The sequence below is a fragment of the Bacteroidales bacterium genome, from assembly GCA_014860585.1.
Taxonomy (GTDB): domain Bacteria; phylum Bacteroidota; class Bacteroidia; order Bacteroidales; family 4484-276; genus RZYY01.
Genome location: JACZJL010000064.1, coordinates 36,397 through 54,655 on the forward strand (window position 1 = coordinate 36,397; position 18,259 = coordinate 54,655).

10 protein-coding genes are annotated in these 18,259 nt (G+C 43.2%); 3 read left to right on the forward strand and 7 right to left on the reverse strand.

Features of this window, described 5'->3' with window-relative positions:
- Positions 1-140: 140 nt before the first annotated feature.
- From IH598_07050 to IH598_07060, 3 genes are all read left to right on the forward strand, one after another.
- Entirely contained in the window at positions 141-6,878 is a 6,738-nt protein-coding gene (locus IH598_07050) for a right-handed parallel beta-helix repeat-containing protein (GenBank protein MBE0638258.1), read from the forward strand.
- 168 nt (positions 6,879-7,046) lie between these two features.
- Entirely contained in the window at positions 7,047-7,628 is a 582-nt protein-coding gene (locus IH598_07055) for a DNA-3-methyladenine glycosylase I (GenBank protein ID MBE0638259.1), read from the forward strand.
- A 72-nt stretch (positions 7,629-7,700) separates the two neighbouring features.
- Entirely contained in the window at positions 7,701-9,662 is a 1,962-nt protein-coding gene (locus IH598_07060; protein ID MBE0638260.1) for a BACON domain-containing protein, read from the forward strand.
- 32 nt (positions 9,663-9,694) lie between these two features.
- On the opposite strand, the gene miaA is transcribed toward IH598_07060, so the two are convergent.
- The 7 genes from miaA to IH598_07095 form a co-directional block, all read right to left on the reverse strand.
- Positions 9,695-10,621, reverse strand: a complete 927-nt coding sequence (miaA, locus tag IH598_07065) for a tRNA (adenosine(37)-N6)-dimethylallyltransferase MiaA (protein ID MBE0638261.1) — start codon at positions 10,619-10,621, stop codon at positions 9,695-9,697.
- Positions 10,621-11,844: a hypothetical protein gene (locus IH598_07070; GenBank protein ID MBE0638262.1), complete on the reverse strand. Its 1,224-nt coding sequence runs from the start codon at positions 11,842-11,844 to the stop codon at positions 10,621-10,623. The genes miaA and IH598_07070 overlap by 1 nt, the downstream gene beginning before the upstream one ends.
- A 59-nt stretch (positions 11,845-11,903) precedes the next feature.
- The gene (locus IH598_07075) at positions 11,904-13,058 is read right to left on the reverse strand and encodes a PQQ-dependent sugar dehydrogenase (GenBank protein ID MBE0638263.1); all 1,155 of its coding nucleotides are present in this window, start codon (positions 13,056-13,058) and stop codon (positions 11,904-11,906) included.
- Positions 13,059-13,274: 216 nt separating this feature from the next.
- Positions 13,275-13,589 carry a nucleotidyltransferase domain-containing protein gene (locus IH598_07080; GenBank protein MBE0638264.1) on the reverse strand — a complete coding sequence of 105 codons (315 nt, stop codon included), beginning with the start codon at positions 13,587-13,589 and terminating at the stop codon, positions 13,275-13,277.
- Complete coding sequence (locus IH598_07085) at positions 13,568-13,969, reverse strand: HEPN domain-containing protein (GenBank protein ID MBE0638265.1); 402 nt, start codon at positions 13,967-13,969, stop codon at positions 13,568-13,570. Before IH598_07085 ends, IH598_07080 begins: the two co-directional genes overlap by 22 nt.
- A gap of 236 nt (positions 13,970-14,205) precedes the next feature.
- Complete coding sequence (locus IH598_07090) at positions 14,206-16,491, reverse strand: GH92 family glycosyl hydrolase (GenBank protein MBE0638266.1); 2,286 nt, start codon at positions 16,489-16,491, stop codon at positions 14,206-14,208.
- Positions 16,492-16,911: 420 nt separating this feature from the next.
- The coding region (locus IH598_07095; protein ID MBE0638267.1) for a GH92 family glycosyl hydrolase at positions 16,912-18,259 on the reverse strand (1,348 nt) is incomplete at its 5' end.

An 18,259-nucleotide genomic window follows, 5' to 3' on the forward strand; every position in this document is an offset into this window, starting at 1 on the left:
AATACATTTAAACTACTGATAATCATTAAATTGAATTTTATTTGTCACGCTTTGAAAAAATTTATATAAAAAAATTTAAACATCTACTCGTTTAATAAATTCGTGCTCTAATTTTGCGCTAATCAAAAATTTATCATATTATGAATCATAAACTACTTATTGTATTGGGAATGATCATTTTAGGACTCATTCCAATGTCTTCAAAAGCTGTAATTACAGTCAATGGCAATGTCTCCAACCAGTCATGGACAAACGCCGAAACCTACTATGTGGATGGAGGAATTACAGTTGATAATGGAGCAACTTTGACCATTCAGGCTGGTACTGTAATCAAATTTGCACCCTACACTTACCTGTTTGTTTACGGGACACTAATTGCTGATGGTACCTCATCTCAAAACATAATTTTTACTTCGAAGGACGACAACTCGGTGGGAGAAATAATCCCGGGATCTGACGGATTGCCAAATCCAGGTGATTGGTATAATATTCAGGTAAGCGGATCAGGAGGATACCTTGGCGACGGAAGATTTGATTATTGCCAGATAAAGTATGCCGGGCTCAATTACTGGGGTGAGCAAAGCAGCATATATTTTTATGCTACAGAATACGGATACTTTAAGAACAGCAGGGTTGAATACAGCTCTACCGGTGGAATCCAGCTGAATAGTTGCAGCAATATTGTTTTCCATAATAACACCATTCAAAACAACACTGCCTATGGTGTTTACTTTTACTATTCACCGGTTAACATGTCAAGCAGCACAATTTCTAATAACGGAAGTTATGGGATTTATTTAGCAGGGACCGGTGCATCAATTGGTAATTGCATTGTTCAAAACAACACTTCGCATGGTATTTATACCCAATCATCAAGTTTTGATATTGATAACTGCCAGATTAGCGGGAACGGCGGTTGGGCGGCCAGGATTGAAAGTTCGACAATCAGGAATTATTCTGGGAATACCGGAAGCGGAAATTTTTATAATGCTTTCAGTCTTTCGGGCACTGTGGATGAGAATTTGACCTGGTCCTCCTCTGCCATTGGATTTCCGGTTGTCATTTCAGGCGTTATAACCATTAATAATTTGAAATCTGTTACCGTGCCGGCTGGAGAAGTCATTAAAATGGAAAATGCTTATTTACAGGTTTACGGAACTCTAATTGCTGATGGAACAATTTCTCAAAAAGTTGTTTTCACCTCCTTCAAGGATGACCAGTATGGTGGCGACCTGAACAATGACGGCCAGGTTTCAAGTCCTGCCAAAGGCGACTGGTATTGTATAAACATAAACGGCTCTGGAGCAAATGCAGGTGAGGGACGATTTGATTATGCGATCCTTAGGTACGGTGGGAACAACTATTATGGTGAGTTGAGCAACATCTATTTTGGTTCCACCGAATTTGGGTATTTTAAAAACAGCACAACAGAGTACAGCCTTTATTCCGGAATAGGTTTCTATTATGCAAGTAATATCGATTTCCAAAACAATATCATAAGGCACAATAATTCTCATGGAATCTCTTCTTATTATTCGCCCATTAATATGTCAGGCTGCGATGTAATACAAAATGGCTCTTACGGAATTTATATTGCCGGAACCTCCGGTTCATTAGCCAATTGCACAATTACCAACAATACCAGTCATGGCATCTACAGCACATCAGGAAATTCCGACATTGACAACTGTGTTATCAGCAATAATGGTGGTTGGGCTGCACGTATCGAGAGCTCGGCCATTAAAAGCTATTCAGGTAATTCAGGAGCAGGAAACTTTTACAATGCATTTTCGATTGCAGGAACAATCGACGAAGACCTTACTCTTTCTCAAAGTGCATTCGGTTTTCCTGTTGTGATTTCAGGGTATTTGACTATTAACAATCAAAAAACTGTGACCGTACCCCAGGCGGAAATCATCAAAATGGAAAACGCTTATATGGTAGTTTTGGGGGCACTTGTTGCTGACGCAATAGCGTTAGACCCTATCGTATTTACTTCATTTAAGGATGATACCTATGGTGGGGACCTGAACAATGACGGGCAGGTTTCGACTCCTGCAAAAGGCGACTGGTATTGCATTACATTAAACGGATCTGGTGCGAATTGGGGTATTGGAAGGTTTGATCACTGTATGTTCAGGTATGGCGGAAATAACTATGGCGGCGAACTGAGCAGCATCTATTTCTCTGCAACTGAATTTGGCTATTTTAAAAACAGCACGATTGAGCACAGCCTTTACAATGGCATTTCATTTTATTACGCCAGCAACATCGAATTTATAAATAATACCCTTCAGCAGAATAATGCTGTTGGGATTTACAGTTATTACTCTCCAATTAACATTGAAAATTGCTCTGTTACGCAAAACGGTTCAAACGGGATGTCTGTTTATGGCACTTCCGGAATGATAGAAAATTGCACCATCTCCAATAATACAGGACATGGCATTTACACAACATCAGCCAATTCCGGTATTGACGATTGTGTGATTAGTAATAACGGGAGCTGGGCTGCTCGTATCGAAAGTTCCAGCATCAAATCCTACTCAGGAAATTCAGGTGCAGGAAACTATTACAACGCTTTTTCAATTTCCGGGGTAGTTGATGAAGATCTGACCTTTGGACAAAGCATTGTAGGTTTCCCGATAGTGATTGGCGGCCCGTTAACGATCAATAATCAAAAAACTGTAACTGTACTTCCGGGCGAAATCATCAAGATGGATTATGCTTACCTGCAGGTATATGGTGCTTTAATTGCCGATGGCACTTCATCTGATCCTATCATTTTCACATCGTTTAAAGATGATTCATACGGTGGTGATTTGAACAATGATGGTCTTGTGTCGAATCCTGCAAGAGGTGACTGGTATTGTATGAGTTTCAGCGGATCGGGCGGAAATTGGGGGATTGGTCGTCTAGATTATTGCATCATCCATTACGGCGGATCAAATTATTATGGTGAAAACTCCTCTGTTTATTTCTATGCCAACACTTTTGGGTATTTAAAGAATTCGATCATCCAAGAGAGCTATGCTTATGGCGCTTATATCCACACAGCTGCCGGGCTCGAAGTTACTGGAAATGCCATTCAGAATAATACGGGCGCCGGCATTTACATCTACAACAGCCAAACCAACATTACGAATAGTGTCGTTCAAAACAATGGTTCTCATGGAATACACTTAAACGCTTCCGATTCTGATGTTGACAATTGTGTGATAAGCAACAACAACGGTTGGGCGGGTTATTTCGAAAATGTGACCCTCAGCACTTATTCTGGCAACAGTGGCAGTGGAAATAATTTTAATGCTTTCAGAATCAACGGAACACTGAACCAGGACCTGACCATGTCGCAGGAAGAATTCGGATTCCCTGTTGTTATTGGCGGTGTATTAACTGTAAACAATGAAAAAACACTAACAATTCCTGCAGGTGAGGTCATCAAACTGGACTACGGGCACCTGACTGTGTATGGCGCCTTGTCAGCAATTGGCCAACAAGACAACGAAATAGTGTTCACATCATTTAAAGACGATACGCACGGAGGCGACCTTAACAATGATGGTTCTGCCACAAGCCCTGCAAAAGGAGACTGGTACACGCTTTCTTTTTACGGCGGAGGTAACTGGGGTATAGGGGAGTTTGAACATTGCATTTTCAGGTATGGAGGACAAAACTATACCGGAGAGGTGGCAAATGTTTACTTCCAGTCATCCAATTACGGAACTTTTAATAATTGCCTTGTTGAACATAGCTACTATGCTGGTTTAAAGTCATATTACAGCAGCAATATTTCCATACAGGACAATGTTTTCCGCTTTAATAATGGAAATGGTGTTGAATTGCAATATTCTCCGGTTAACCTTTCAAACTGCTCAAGCCATAACAATGGAGGGCATGGAGTTTATCTGGTTGGCTCTGGTGGGCAAATTGAAAATTGCACGATTACCAACAATGGTGCTGATGGAATTTATGGCACTTCAACCGCTTACTCAATTCAGAATTGCCAGATCAGCAACAATACCGGGTGGGCTGCGAGGCTGGAAAGCTGCACAATTCAGCAAAGTTCGGGGAATACAGGCGAAGATAACGGCTATGATGCTTTCGCAATTTACGGAACCATTGATTCGGATGTTACGCTTTCAAAAACCCAGTTTGGGTTCCCGGTTGTAATTAACGGATACCTTACAGTGAACGATAACAAAACAGTAACTGTACCGGCTGGTGAAATCATTAAGCTGAGTAACGGAGTTCTCTATGTTTATGGCAGTTTGATCGCAAATGGAACATACAGTCAGCCTATCGTATTTACCTCCCTTAAGGACGACACCTATGGCGGCGACTTAAATAAAGATGGAACCATCTCCTCCCCTCAACCTGGCGACTGGTATACAATTTCCCTGCAAGGTTCAGGTGATTTTGATGGTGTCGGTGAGTTTGATAATTGCATTTTCAGGTATGGTGGTAACAATTATTATGGTGAACTGAGTACACTTTATTTTTACTATAACTCAAACGGATTCGTCAGGCGGTCCGTCATAGAATATAGTATTAACAGTGGGATAAATGCCTATGCTTCATCGGTTCAGGTAAGAAGCACCACCTTCAGGAACAACAACAGCTATGGAATGGTCGTGAATTACTCTCCACTGCCTGACCTTGGTTATGATGTTTTTGAAAATGGCGGGTTCAATGTATTTCGTAATAACAATACTAACAATCCCGGAAATTATCAGTTTTATTATTATGGCAGTGATCCTTTGCTTGCTTTTAACAACGACTGGGGGTACTATACCGAAAGTTCAATCGATCAGCACATTTATGATGACAATGAAGCAGGAACCACAGGAGATGTTATCTTCAACCCCTGGTTTGATCCTGAAGATGAAACCTGGGAACTGAATGTGGATTTTACTGTGGATTACACAGCAATGCATGTGGGAGGACTTCTGCAGTTCACCGATCAAAGCTTTGGTAACCCTGACCCCAGGACATGGGAGTGGGATTTTGACAGCGATGGGGTCATAGACTCTGAAGAAGAAAATCCTGCATTTGCCTATGCCAATGAAGGTGTCTATACTGTAACACTGATTGTTAGCAATGGACCATTTGCAAAAGTAATGGTTAAACAAGCACTGATCAACGTCGGTAATTATGGCGCTGCTGATAACCTTGTGGTTACTGACGTTCCTGATGACCAGGGAGGCTGGGTTTATGTCACTTTTTCAAAAGGTGAATTTGATACCGATTCACCTGTAAAATCAACAGAGTACTATACCGTACAGATCAATGATGGTGACGGATGGTTCAGCGCCGGTTATTCAGCAGCATACAACGAGCCCACCTACACCGTGATTTGCCACACTCCGTTTGATTCCACAGCCTACTCACCCGGTCTGCTCGATTTCCGGGTTATTGCATCAATGGATGAGGGAACATACATCAGCGACGTAATCACGGGTTATTCCGTTGATAACCTGAAACCAACAGTTCCAACAGGCATTGAGGTGTTACTTGAAGAGACGCTGATCACCATCACCTGGGATGAATGCCCGGATGAAGATTTTGATTTTTTTGCCATTTACAGAAGTTCAGAAGAGGGTGTATTCTCTGAAATTCCTTACGGATACACAGTTGATCCAATTTTTGAGGATAACATTGGAGTCAACGACTATTTCTATTACAAAATAACTGCTGTCGATTTTTCCGGAAACGAAAGCGATGGATCAGGAATCATCTCGACCTATAAGGAAATTAACCTTACGATTCCACAGGGATGGTCAGGAATTTCCACATGGCTTAACCCGCTGGATGATAACATTCCCAGCATGTTTGCGACCATTGTCAATGATCTTGTTATTATGCAAAATTTCGTTGGGTTGTATTGGCCTGCTCAAAACACGAACACGTTGGGTAACTGGGATCTCTTGTCCGGTTATGCCATCAAAATGACACAGCCCGCTTCTCTGAACCTGATTACCAGCCGCGAAAAAATTAAAACTGTCAATCTGCCGTCAGGATGGAGCATAATTTCGGTTCTTAACGAGACAGCAGTGAATGTAGCCGAGCTTTTTGTTGAAGCAGATATAAAGGTTGTGAAAGATGTTGCCGGTGCAGGTGTTTACTGGCCTGAATACAATATCAATTCTTTAGGGTTCATGTGGCCGGGAAGAGCTTACTATGTCAAATTCAATTCGCCAGGTCAAATCAATTATCCTATCCTTGGTGATGATAAAATTGATCCTGAAATGATCAATAATGATCTGACGGATGACTCCCCCTGGGATCAGGTTAATTTTACCGCAGGCTCACATATTATTGCGTTCTCAACAGAAAGCCTGGCACTGCTGCAGGAAGGAGATATCATCGGAGGGTTCACCCCTTCAGGCCAATGTGCCGGTATCGCTGTTTTCCAAAACCGGGAATTCTCTTTAACCCTCACTGCTGATGACGCCTTAACCGCGGAAGCTGATGGTTTCTCAGAGGGTGAATTGATGACGCTGAAACTGTTCCGGCCAGCCGAAAACAAAACCTACCAGATGTATGTAAATTGGGATAAAAACCTTGATCATTCAGGTCAGTTCAGCAGTGATGGATTATCAGCAGTCAACCATCTGCAGTTACACACCGTATCGGTCGAAGGCGTTGATCTTGAAGAAATCACTGTTTACCCCAACCCAACATCCGGATTGTTGCTCGTAAAAGGTGTGCACTCAGCCACTGAACTGGATTTGATGAATCCTGCCGGAGAGCTGATCGCTACCTACGAAATCTCAGGTAACGATTTCATCGATCTGAGCGGGCTCCCAAGAGGTATTTACATTTTGAAAGCCTCGGGAGAGAACTCAACTACAATTCATAAGATTGTATTACAATAATCTACGGTGATTTAAAGCAAATGATCACCTGAAAAATTAAACCCCGCCTTATAGGTCATCTGGCCATTAAGGCGGGGTTTGTTTTACATTCAGCCAGGAGGTATTTTGACTTCTGCAAAATACAAATATGGACAATCCGTTCTTTGGACTCTATCATCAATTCCGACAATGAAAGAAAACCATCATAAAAAACGCTGCACCTGGGCTGAAAAAGATCCCCTGATGCAAGCTTACCACGATAATGAATGGGGAGTTCCAACCCATGACGATCGAAAGCTGTTTGAGTTTCTGGTTTTGGAAAGTGCACAGGCCGGGCTGTCGTGGCGCACGATCCTGAGCCGGCGTGAAAATTATCGTAGAGCATTCGCCGGTTTCAACCTTGAAGAAGTGGCAAAATTTGAAGAAAAAGAAATTGAACAATTGATGAATGATGCCGGAATTATCAGGAACAAAGCAAAAATTCAGGCAGCCATCAATAACGCGCAGCGCTTCCTCGAAGTGCAGAAAGAATTTGGCTCGTTTGCCACCTACTCCTGGCAGTTTGTGGGGAACAATCAAATCAGGCATACCATTAATGAGATAAAAGACTATCCGGTAAAAATAAAAGAAGCAGAAGATTTTGCCAAAGATCTGAAAAAAAGAGGCTTTAAGTTTCTTGGCCCCATTACCATTTATGCCCACATGCAGGCTGTTGGAATGGTTGACGACCACATGGAAAGTTGCTATCGGAGAACTCAACTATTTACTTGAAAGAACTATTTATATGCCATCAAAAAATTTTTGTAACTTTGGCCATCATTCTTTTACAAAAATCCTGAAAAAATGAAAAAAATTGGCGTTCTTTTTTTTGTTTGGGTCATCGTCATCACTGCAACTCTTAATGGTTGTAAGGAAGATTGTGAAGACTGTGGACCAACCGTGACTTCCCAACTTATCATCTCTCCTGAGCAACTTTCTTTCAATGATATTGACACTGTCATTGTATCGCTATCCGTGCAGCCTCCGCAAAAGTTTGACTGGAGTGTAAGCTCAAAACCTGACTGGATCAGGGTGGAGCCTTCCTCAGGAACCATTAATGATCAGATTTTGGAGGTAAAAATAATTCCTGACTTTCTAAACCTTGAAGAGGGATTGCACAGCGGCGCTATCGAATTCATCACCAATGGGGCAGGAAAAGCACAAGCCGAACTTCAAATGTATGCACAGGCTCATCCAAAAATTGAAGTAACCCCGATGCAATTGCATTTCGAGGAAGAAACAACACAAAAGACATTCAAAATTCACAACCCGGGCACCGGCATCCTCCAATGGCAACTGCCTAACAACTTACCCTGGTTGTCTTTCTCATTCTATAACGGTTACCTGTATAACAATGATAGCATCACTGTTACAGCATTTGTTTCGAGAGAAGGGTACCCCGTTGGAACTCAGGAAGAAACCATCATCGTGATGTCAAATGCAGAAAATGGCAATATTGCGATGACATTTACCATGGATGTACCTGAGTTCGAAGCTATCATTCCTTCAGATACAGCCATTTTGTTTAACTATTTTATCGACCAGGTTGAATTAACTCTGGAAAACACAGGAAATGTAGCATCAGATTGGAATATTTCCTTCCCGGTTGATTATTTGAGTGTTAACCCCGTCTCAGGTAATCTTGCTGTTGGGGAGTCGGTGAGTGTATTTTTTAACGTTGACAGAAGTGAACTCTCATCAGATGTTTATGAAGCCACTGCAACACTTGCCTTTGGTAACAACGAGCAAAAAGGCTTAATGGTTACGGTGAATCATTATCTTGAAGAAAAATGGTTAATTGATGGAATTATCAACGATGCGGAATACGACAGGGTGAATGATGTGATCATTGCAGTTTCAGAATCGCCAAACGAAATTCGCAGGTTTGATCCTTCATTACAAACAGAAACTTCCACTGCATTAAACCTTGTGCCCCTGTGTGTTTCTATCTCACCTGACGGAAACTATGCTGCCGTTGGTCATGTTGCCAAGGTTACTCTGGTGAATTTGAATACGATGCAGATTGAAAACATTTACAATGTATCCGCCGACGCCCTCGACATTGTGCTGGCCGGCAACGGGTGGGTTTATGTTTTTCCGGCACAGAATCAATGGGAGGACATAAGATGCATTGAATTATCCACAGGTCAGGAAACCCTGAGCACAGGTTACTCAATTTATGCCGGGACAAAGGCCAAACTTCATCCGTCCGGAAATTATATCTATGGTGCAAACAATGGATTATCACCTTCTGACTTCGAAAAATATAATATTTCGGGAGGGACAGCTGCTTACATGTATGACTCGCCATACCATGGAGATTACAGTTTTGGTGGTGATATCTGGATTTCGGATGATGGCAGCAGGCTGTTTGCGCGAAGTAAAAATGTGTTTACTTCTTCTGAAAACCAATCTAATGACATGATCTACAATGGGAGTCTCAGTGGCGAAGGAGGTGTTCAAACACTTGATTGTCATACTGGAGCAAACCGCATTTATACAGTTTTCACGACCGGGAGTTGGTGGGAAGCCACACCGGGCACAGAGGTAAGGATTTATGAAGCTGAATACCTTGGATTTATGGGGACACAGGAATTTCCCGGTTTTTTGGTTCCAGACGGCACAGGTGGCGGCACTTTTTTTGATTCCCACGGGTACTTTGGTTTCATCAACGCAGGAGGAACAAAATATTATGCCCTTGTAAAAGCAGAAATCGGAAGCGGGATGTTAAATAACTGGGCTATTGTAACCCTTGATGTGGAATGATTCTGATCTGTTCGATAAAATGCAGCATTTTGTCATTTGGGTAAATTGGAGTCAAAACGATTCTTGAAGTGGCGTTCAATGGTGTTCGTTTTTTCGTTGTCAGGTAAATAGCCATCAATCCATTCAATGCTGATCCCCTTCTTTTCCATCCTCCTGAACCAGGTCATCTGGCGTTTTGCAAACTGGTGGATGGCTATGTTGAGAAGGTGAAACATTTCATCGAAAGAAATTTTACCGGTTACATAATCAGTGAGATAGCGATATTCCAGCCCGTAAAAAGTGAGTTGCTCAGGTTTCAGTCCAGAAGCAAGCAATAAATTCACTTCGTCAATCATCCCGGCATCAAGCCTCTTTTTCAGCCGTTCGGTAATGCGTTGCCGAATGATATCCCTTTCGAAATGAATACCAAAGATCAGGTGGTTTATTTCGGGGAAATGCAGCCTGATATCCGGATTTTCTCTCTCATATATGGCAATCTCGATAGCCCGGATCGTCCGCTTGCGATCGGTTAAATCAGTGGTATTATGGGTTTTGCGGAGCGATTGAAGTAATTCGTTTAGTTTTTCATTGCTCTCCAACTCTAATTGTACCCTTAAAAGAATATCCTCAGGAACTTCGATTAATTGTTTGCCTGACAGAGCTGCTTCCAGATAAAGCCCTGTTCCACCGCAAAGCACGGGCAATTTATCGCGTGCGACTATATCATCAAAGGATTTCAGAAAATCCCGCTGAAACTCAAAAACACTGTATTCATAACTAGGTTCGGCCATATCGACAAGGTGATGAGGCACATGTTTCCCCTCCACCAAATAGTCGTCATAATCTTTACCGGTTCCGATATTCATACCCCTGTAAACCTGACGTGAATCAGCGCTGATTACTTCACCATCCATACGGGCTGCAACAAGGGCTGCAAGTCTTGTTTTACCTGTAGCTGTGGGTCCCAAAATGGTAACCATTACCGGAGTACTCTGATTGATTTTCGCCATACCTCTTCTTTTTCAGTTAAAAAATTACGAAGCCTGTTCAATTCTTCAATTGTAGCTTGCTCAAAATTAATGGTTTCCAGGTTGGTTTGCTTTACGAAATCTTCTTCAGGAAAAAAACGGGTAAGAAATTCAACGAGGTTTGCTTCATCATTTGAATCATCGTTACGAATTTTCCATTTTAAATACTGCAAAATGCGCAACCCATCCACCTTATGCTGGCAAGCTCTGATAAAACGATCAGTTGTCGATGCATTCTCCCTCAATGGTTTCCAGAGATCCTTCCCAAATTTTTCCATTAAAAAGGTGGTCATTGGAAGTTCCAGGTCTTTCTCAAACAACTTTTCGAACCCATCAAAGGTTGCTTTTATTTCGTCAAAATATAGAAATGAAAAAATAGGATAACCTGACCAGTCACCACTGTTTCCCCTGATCATGGCCGGTCCCGTGCCAAAGAAAACCCGGTCGGAAAAGCGCGCAGCCGGATAAACCTTTTCATCAAGCCAAATGAGGATTTGTCCATACTTACGCAGTTTTTGTACAAAATAAAAATCCTCACCGCTCTTGTGCGGGGTAATTCCACCGATACTTTGGTAGGTTTGTGCAGTGCAGGCTATAGCAGATCCAAGCGCCGTAAAAGCATACGGATTGCCAATCCTGAGCATATTCATCGCGTAGTAACGCATATAAATTTCATACCGCAGGATGGCGCGTGCAGCCGGTTCGTCTTCCAAAGGCAGTGGATGATAATAGGGAACTGTAATCGCTTTGATGTCCGGATATTCGTCAAAAGCATTGGCCACTGATTGAAAATAATGCGCAGAGAAAGTAGTATCGCCATCGAGCGTAAGGATGATATCATGATTACCGGTTAATGCAGATGCATGATCCATGGCAATTTTTCGTGCCCAGCCCACGCCATATTTTTTGGTGTCCCAGCCAGAGCCTGGCGAACTGCGGTCAATCACTGTAAAGAACGCATGCTGCTGGTCTTTTAGAAGCGCAAGCGTTTCCTGATTTCGCTTGCAAATATCCTTTCTCTCCTGATTGTTCCACCATTCATCAGGCTGGTTAATACAAACTACCACCATGAAATTTCGGTAGGATTGATTCTCAAGGGACCGGAGAAATTGAGGTACATTTTCCAACTCATCCATCAATGGTATTGCAACAACTATTTTTCGTTCTGCAGCCAATAGTTTCCCTTTGAAATAATGATTTTCTTTAAAACAGGTAAGTTAACGGTGGATGACGCCTAATTGTTCGGAATGATCCTGAAGAAAATCCCCGGCGTTTCGGTCAAAACGTAAATGTAGCCATCCGGTCCCTGCCTGATATCGCGAAACCGGGCAAAGCCTTCAAGCAGCATTTCTGTGTGCACCGCTTTGTTCCCTTCAAATTCCACCCGGTGAATATGTTGACCAGCCAAAGCGCCAACCAGCATGTTTCCGTTCCATCCAGGATATTTTGGACTGTCTACGAAGGTCATTCCACAGGGAGCGATCGAAGGCGTCCAGTGAAGAATGGGGTCAATCATTCCGGGGAGCGTGGTGTCAGGTGTAATTTGTGTTCCGTCATAGTTGATTCCGAAGGTAACCAGAGGCCATCCGTAATTTCCACCTTTTTTCATCAGGTTAATCTCATCGCCTCCCCTCGCACCGTGCTCATGCGACCACAGATCTTTTGTTTGCGGATGGAGCGCCATTCCCTGGATGTTCCGATTGCCGTAAGTCCAGATTTCGGGCATGGCGCCGGCGCTGTCAACAAAAGGATTATCAACCGGAATCCTTCCATCATCATGAATTCGATGAACCTTTCCATTGTGATTGGTCAATTTCTGGGCATTGCTCATGACACCCCGGTCGCCGATGCAGAAATACAGGTAGTTGTTGTCATCAAAAACAATGCGGCACCCGAAATGATAGGGAGCATCCGTCAATTCGCTCCCATGAAAAAGCTCTTCAAAGTTGACAATTTGATCCCCATCAAGTTTTCCTCTTCCGAGAGCAGTGCTGCCCACCTCTCCGATACTTTTAGCATAAGCCAGGTAAATCCAACCATTCTGCTCATAATCGGGATGAAGAACGACATCGAGCAGCCCACCCTGCCCATGCGACCAAATCTCTGTTAGGCCTTCAACAGGTTTATCGAGCAGTTTTCCTTTTTCCCAAATACGCAGATTTCCCGGTCTTTCGGCAATAAGAATACGACCATCCGGCAGAAAAGCCATGCTCCATGGATTTGTTAATCCAGTTGCAAGTGTGTCAATGGTGAAGTTGAGCTTTTCAGTGACGATCAGCGACCCTGTTGGAGGTTCACTTTTGGAGGAGCAGGCGGAGAAGAAAATCGCCAGCATCAACATGATTAACCGGCTTGTTGCTTTTTGCAGGGAGAAGGTGCAGTTTTTCATATCAAGGTAATTTTTTTGTGTGGTTCATAATCTGATACTTAACTGATAAATCGCCAAAGAAAAAATCAAAAATACAATAATTTATTGGATTTCTTCGGTCTGAAGAACGATCGCTGATCACAAACCTGAGCGTTCCCCCTTTGACCAGGTTGTGGTGATTCAATGAGTGATCTTCCAATTGTTTTTCGTTGAGCCAAAACTCTAAACGTTTCGTGTTCAAGCGTCAAAATTGATTTCTATGCCGGTTTGCTGGATTTCGAAAGCAAAGGGGTTCATGTTATTGAAATCCTTTTCGCTGATTGGGTGAGGTTCAATTCTCAGGTCAACTTTTCTTCGCAATCTCATTAGTTGTTTTTGAATGTCAAAGAAATCCGGCATATTACTCAGAACTATGGCCACATCAATATCGCTTTCTTCTCTTTCAATACCTTTTGCAAACGAACCAAAAAGATACGCCTTTTTTACCCCAAAATCAAGAGGGATAATCATAAGATAGTTCTTAACGGTTTCTATAATTCCCTGATTAACCATATTCTGATTGTTTCAATTCGTTGAATCCAAACTTCTGTAAATTCCCTTGTGCAGCGTTTAAAGAAATCCTGTTTATAATTATCATAACGTGCATTTAGGTTAAAAGTTGAGATATCGTCTAACCATTCTTCAAATTCACCGGACAACTCCAAGTCAGATTTTGAAGCTAACCTTAAAAGGTCATGAGTAAAAATTGCATGTTTCTTTTGAGTTTTAACGTAATGAGCTTTTAACAACTTTTCAATAACCAGGTGACCAATGAACAGAGCCCAACTATAATCTCTTGATTCCATGAGGTTTTGCATTGTAGCAAAATTCTGGTCAGATGATTCTTTCCAGTAATCAATTACCTTATCAATATTTTCAAGTTTCTCATCCATAAACGCAAAATTACATTTTTTTGGCAACGCAAAACTGAATCGTCAATCACTTTGCACATTAACACCGGCCAAAATCCCTTCAGATGTTTTCTTTCTGGAGCATTGGCATACGAAATGATCACACATCACATAACTCTGCGTGCCATCTTTCTTCAATGCGATGTGATGCAAAATACAAATTTCAGTTTTTCTCTCGTTGAACTTAAACTACTCACTCGGCTTTGCCGTCAGCCAGCTCATTTTTCATTGCTCATCACAAACCTTAGCGTTCCCCCTTTGGCTAATTCGTTGTGATTCAATGAGTGATTTACAATCCGTCTTTCGTTAAACCAAACCTCCTTGACAATTACATTTTCAGGACGTTGGTTTTCGGTTTTTATGGAGAGAAATTTTCCATTCCCCAAATCAATTTCAGCCGAAACCACCAACGGGCTGCCAATTGCGTACTCCTCCGATCCCGGACAAACCGGATAGAATCCCAGCGCACTGAAGATATACCATGCCGACATCTGCCCGCAGTCTTCGTTTCCGCAAAGTCCGTTGGGAGCGTTGGCATACATCGAATCCATGATCATTCGCACCCGCTCCTGGGTTTTCCACGGCTGGCCAGTCCAGTTGTAGAGGTAAGGAATGTGATGGCCGGGCTCGTTGCCATGAACATACAACCCGATGATACCATCGCGGGTGATGTCTTCATTGGCCTCGATGTGGGCATCATCAAGTACGAGAATAAAAAGTGAGTCAAGTTTAGCGGCAAAAACAGCCGCGCCACCTTTGAGCTCTATCAGTTTCTCAGGATCATGCGGAATGTAAAGTCCGTAATTCCAGGCATTGCCTTCGATAAAGCCCTGCCCGTGGGTGTCCAATGGGTCGAAGTTCGTTCTAAAAGTTCCATCAGAAAGTTTCGGACGCATAAAACCGCTTACCGGATCAAATACATTGATGTTGTTTAGCGAACGGCTGATAAATTCCTCATAAGCTGCGGAATCTCCAATCTTTAGCGCGATCTGTGCGATTGCCCAGTCATCGTAAGCGTATTCGAGAGTTTTGCTCACCGAATTGCTGCTTTTATCTTCCGGAACATAACCCAGTTCCATGTAATGTTCAAGGCCATCATAAATTTCATAAGTTGCTGTGTTGACGCAAGCTTCCAGCGCCTTTTGAAGATTTTCGGTATAAATCCCTTTTGCAACAGCATCAGCAATCACCGAAACGCTGTGGTAACCGATCATACACCAGTTTTCGTTGGCATAATGCGACCAGACCGGAAGCATCTTGTGCACGCTCTGATCGTAATGTGAAAGCATGGATTTCACCATATCCCGGTTCCTGTCAGGCTGCACAAGATTGAACAGCGGATGCAGCGCCCGGTAGGTGTCCCATAGCGAAAAGATGGTGTAATTGGTAAAACTATCCGATTGGTGGGTGTTCTGATCCAATCCACGATACTGTCCGTCAACATCTTCATAAACAATTGGCGACAGAAAACTATGGTACAACGCTGTATAAAAAACAGTTAAGTCGTCATCGTCCAACATTTCCACACGGATTTTTGAAAGCTCATTGTTCCAGAGTTGTTGGCCATCAGTTTTGGTTTTATCGAAATCCCAATGCGGAATTTCAGCGGCAAGATTTTTTAAAGCACCGGCAGTGCTGACATTGGAAAGGGCAAATTTGATTTTCAACTCGCGGTTTTTTTCCAAATCAAAATTGAAATACGCCCTGATGTCGTGCCCGGCCATTTCCGGGAAATTATCCTGTTCGTTGAATTTCCGGTAAAATCCGCGGTAAACGATCTCGTCATACTTTTTATGGCCGTAGTTGGTAATCGGTGAGTCGAAGGTCATCGCAAAATAAACAGTCCGTGTTCGCGCCCAGCCGTTGGTCTGGCGGTAGCCGGTCACCAGCGTGTCGTTTTCAACCCGAACAAACGTCCAGACATTTTTCCCGTGATAATTGTAAATGCCGTGCATGAGGTCGAGAATGACGTTGACTTCGGCATTTTCAGGAAAAGTATAGCGGTGAAACCCGACCCTGGCGCTGGTTGTCAGTTCAGCTTTTATGTCGTAATCTTCAAGCAAAACGCTGTAATAATTGGGTTCGGCAAATTCGTTTTCGTGCGAAAACCGCGAACGGTAGCCCGACTCAGGATTATCGGCAGTGCCGGGGTTTAGTTGCAACTTTCCTGTGGTTGGCATGATCAAAAAATCACCCAGATCGGAATGGCCGGTTCCGCTGAAATGGGTGTGACTGAATCCAACAATCGTCGGGTCGTCGTACTGATAACCGGCACAATACTCGTAAACACGCGGGTTGTAGCCGCCATTCAACTCGTAACTGACAGTGTCTGTATCAGGGCTTAGTTGCACCATCCCGAAAGGCACTGTAGCGCCGGGAAAGGTGTGTCCCATCCTCTGGGTTCCGATAAACGGGTTTACATGCTTAATCAGTTCATTTTCTGCGTTTTGGCTGGTTGCCGCAAGTCCGCTCATGACAAGCAGGGAAAGGATTAGTTTTTTCATTGTTAAGAATTTCTGTTCATTACCTTGTGCGCACCTGAAAATTAAGGAGTTAAAATTAACCACAACAGGCACAGTAGGTCACAATAGAATCCTATTGTTTAAATTTTTCGTTTTTCTATTGTGCCCTATTGTGTCTAATGTGGTGAAAAATCAACAAGTCAAAATTACCCATTTTTACAATGATCGGGAATTTAATGCTGACAGAAGTGTTTCGATGTCATTTTCTGAACTGATGATGAATTTGAAATAATGCGGAAATTCGTCGGTGAGCAAAACCAGGAAATTTCAAAAGTGTGCATTTTTCAAGTTGATTGAAAAATGTACGATGGTATAGTATAGTTTTTTAAGTTGTGTTCTACTGTATTGTAAATGATTAATTTACGGAAAAGTCTAATTAATCAAAATAGAGTCGTGATTCAATTATTCAATCACCACCTCGTCAACAAAAATCCAGGAAGCATAACCGGCGCCTTTGTGCCAATCGGGGCAAAACCCTCGATTTTTTCCGGTTACCCTAATGTATCGGGCTGACGATAGCGGAAACTTCAGCACAAAATTGTACGATTGAATTGTCCAGTCGTCGTCGGCAATGGTGTTTTCAACAATGCCGATAGTGCGGAAGTTTTCTCCATCGGTGGAGACGGCATATTCAACGAATTCGGGCATGAAAATCCATGCGTTCACATCCTGGAAAAAACCGGTTGTGAGCCTGCTGAACTGCTCATTTTTACCCAAATCAATGGTGGCGACCAGGTCAACTTTTTCATATCCCTGCCAGTGTCCGGTGCGGAAATCGTTGCCGCCGCGCTGGTAGTCAATCAGCGCGATGTCGCCGCCGGCGCTGTATTGGGCAGCATAGGGATTCTCGATGGTGATCGTGCGTCCTGGCGGGATTTTCACAAACTCAGCCCTGATAAGGAAACTGTCGTCCTGTCCAGCCTTTTTCGCCCGGGCTTCGATTACAGTAGATTGTTCAATTTCGATGGGGCTGGTGTAGGGCATAAAAGCCAGATTTTTACTGCCGGTAATGTAATATTCAATCGCAGCATCAGGGTCAGTGCAGGCCAGCTCGATGGTTTGCCTGTCGTAAAAGACTTTGGCGCCGGTTTTTACAAACGGAACCGGGGTGATCAGTTTCTCATTGATTTGTGAAACCGGGAATTCGCTTTCGGCGGCGCCCCAGCTCTTATTTGGATTTTTCCCCATCTCAAATACCAGGTAACCTCCATCCATAATCATCTGATGGGTGATAAAGGAATTTGGCCAGACGTGTCCGTTGTAGGTTGCTGTCTGGATGTATTTGTTTTCTGTGAAGAGATTTTTAGCCTCAATCACAAACTCGTTTCCATTTTCGAGGCGGATGGTCACTTTGTCCATCACCGGGCTGCCGATGGCATAAAGGTTTGCGCCGGGAGTAACCGGGTAGAAGCCCATAGCGCTCAGCACGTACCAGGCCGACATCTGCCCGCAATCTTCGTTTCCGCAAAGGCCGTCAGGGTGGTGGGTATAAAGATCATCCATAATTTCGCGCACAACCTCCTGTGTTTTCCAGGGCTGACCGGCGTAATTGTAAAGGTACGCCATGTGGTGGCTGGGCTCGTTTCCATGTGCGTACTGACCAATCAACCCTGTGATATCAGCCTGGTGACGACCGGTGGTTTGTGAACTTTCGGCAAACATCTGATCGAGGCGCTCAATAAACTTTTCCCTTCCACCCATCAACTCCATCAGTCCTGAAATGTCCTGCGGCACAAAAGAGCTGTATTGC

Bases quoted from the DNA above. Each gene is read 5' to 3' on its own strand.
- IH598_07085 (MBE0638265.1), bottom strand. From the start codon at position 13,969: ATGGATGAGAAACTTGAAAATATTGATAAGGTAATTGATTACTGGAAA.
- miaA (MBE0638261.1), bottom strand. From the start codon at position 10,621: ATGGTTACCATTTTGGGACCCACAGCTACAGGTAAAACAAGACTTGCA.
- IH598_07075 (MBE0638263.1), bottom strand. From the start codon at position 13,058: ATGAAAAACTGCACCTTCTCCCTGCAAAAAGCAACAAGCCGGTTAATC.
- IH598_07080 (MBE0638264.1), bottom strand. From the start codon at position 13,589: ATGGTTAATCAGGGAATTATAGAAACCGTTAAGAACTATCTTATGATT.
- IH598_07055 (MBE0638259.1), top strand. From the start codon at position 7,047: ATGAAAGAAAACCATCATAAAAAACGCTGCACCTGGGCTGAAAAAGAT.
- IH598_07090 (MBE0638266.1), bottom strand. From the start codon at position 16,491: ATGAAAAAACTAATCCTTTCCCTGCTTGTCATGAGCGGACTTGCGGCA.
- IH598_07050 (MBE0638258.1), top strand. From the start codon at position 141: ATGAATCATAAACTACTTATTGTATTGGGAATGATCATTTTAGGACTC.
- IH598_07060 (MBE0638260.1), top strand. From the start codon at position 7,701: ATGAAAAAAATTGGCGTTCTTTTTTTTGTTTGGGTCATCGTCATCACT.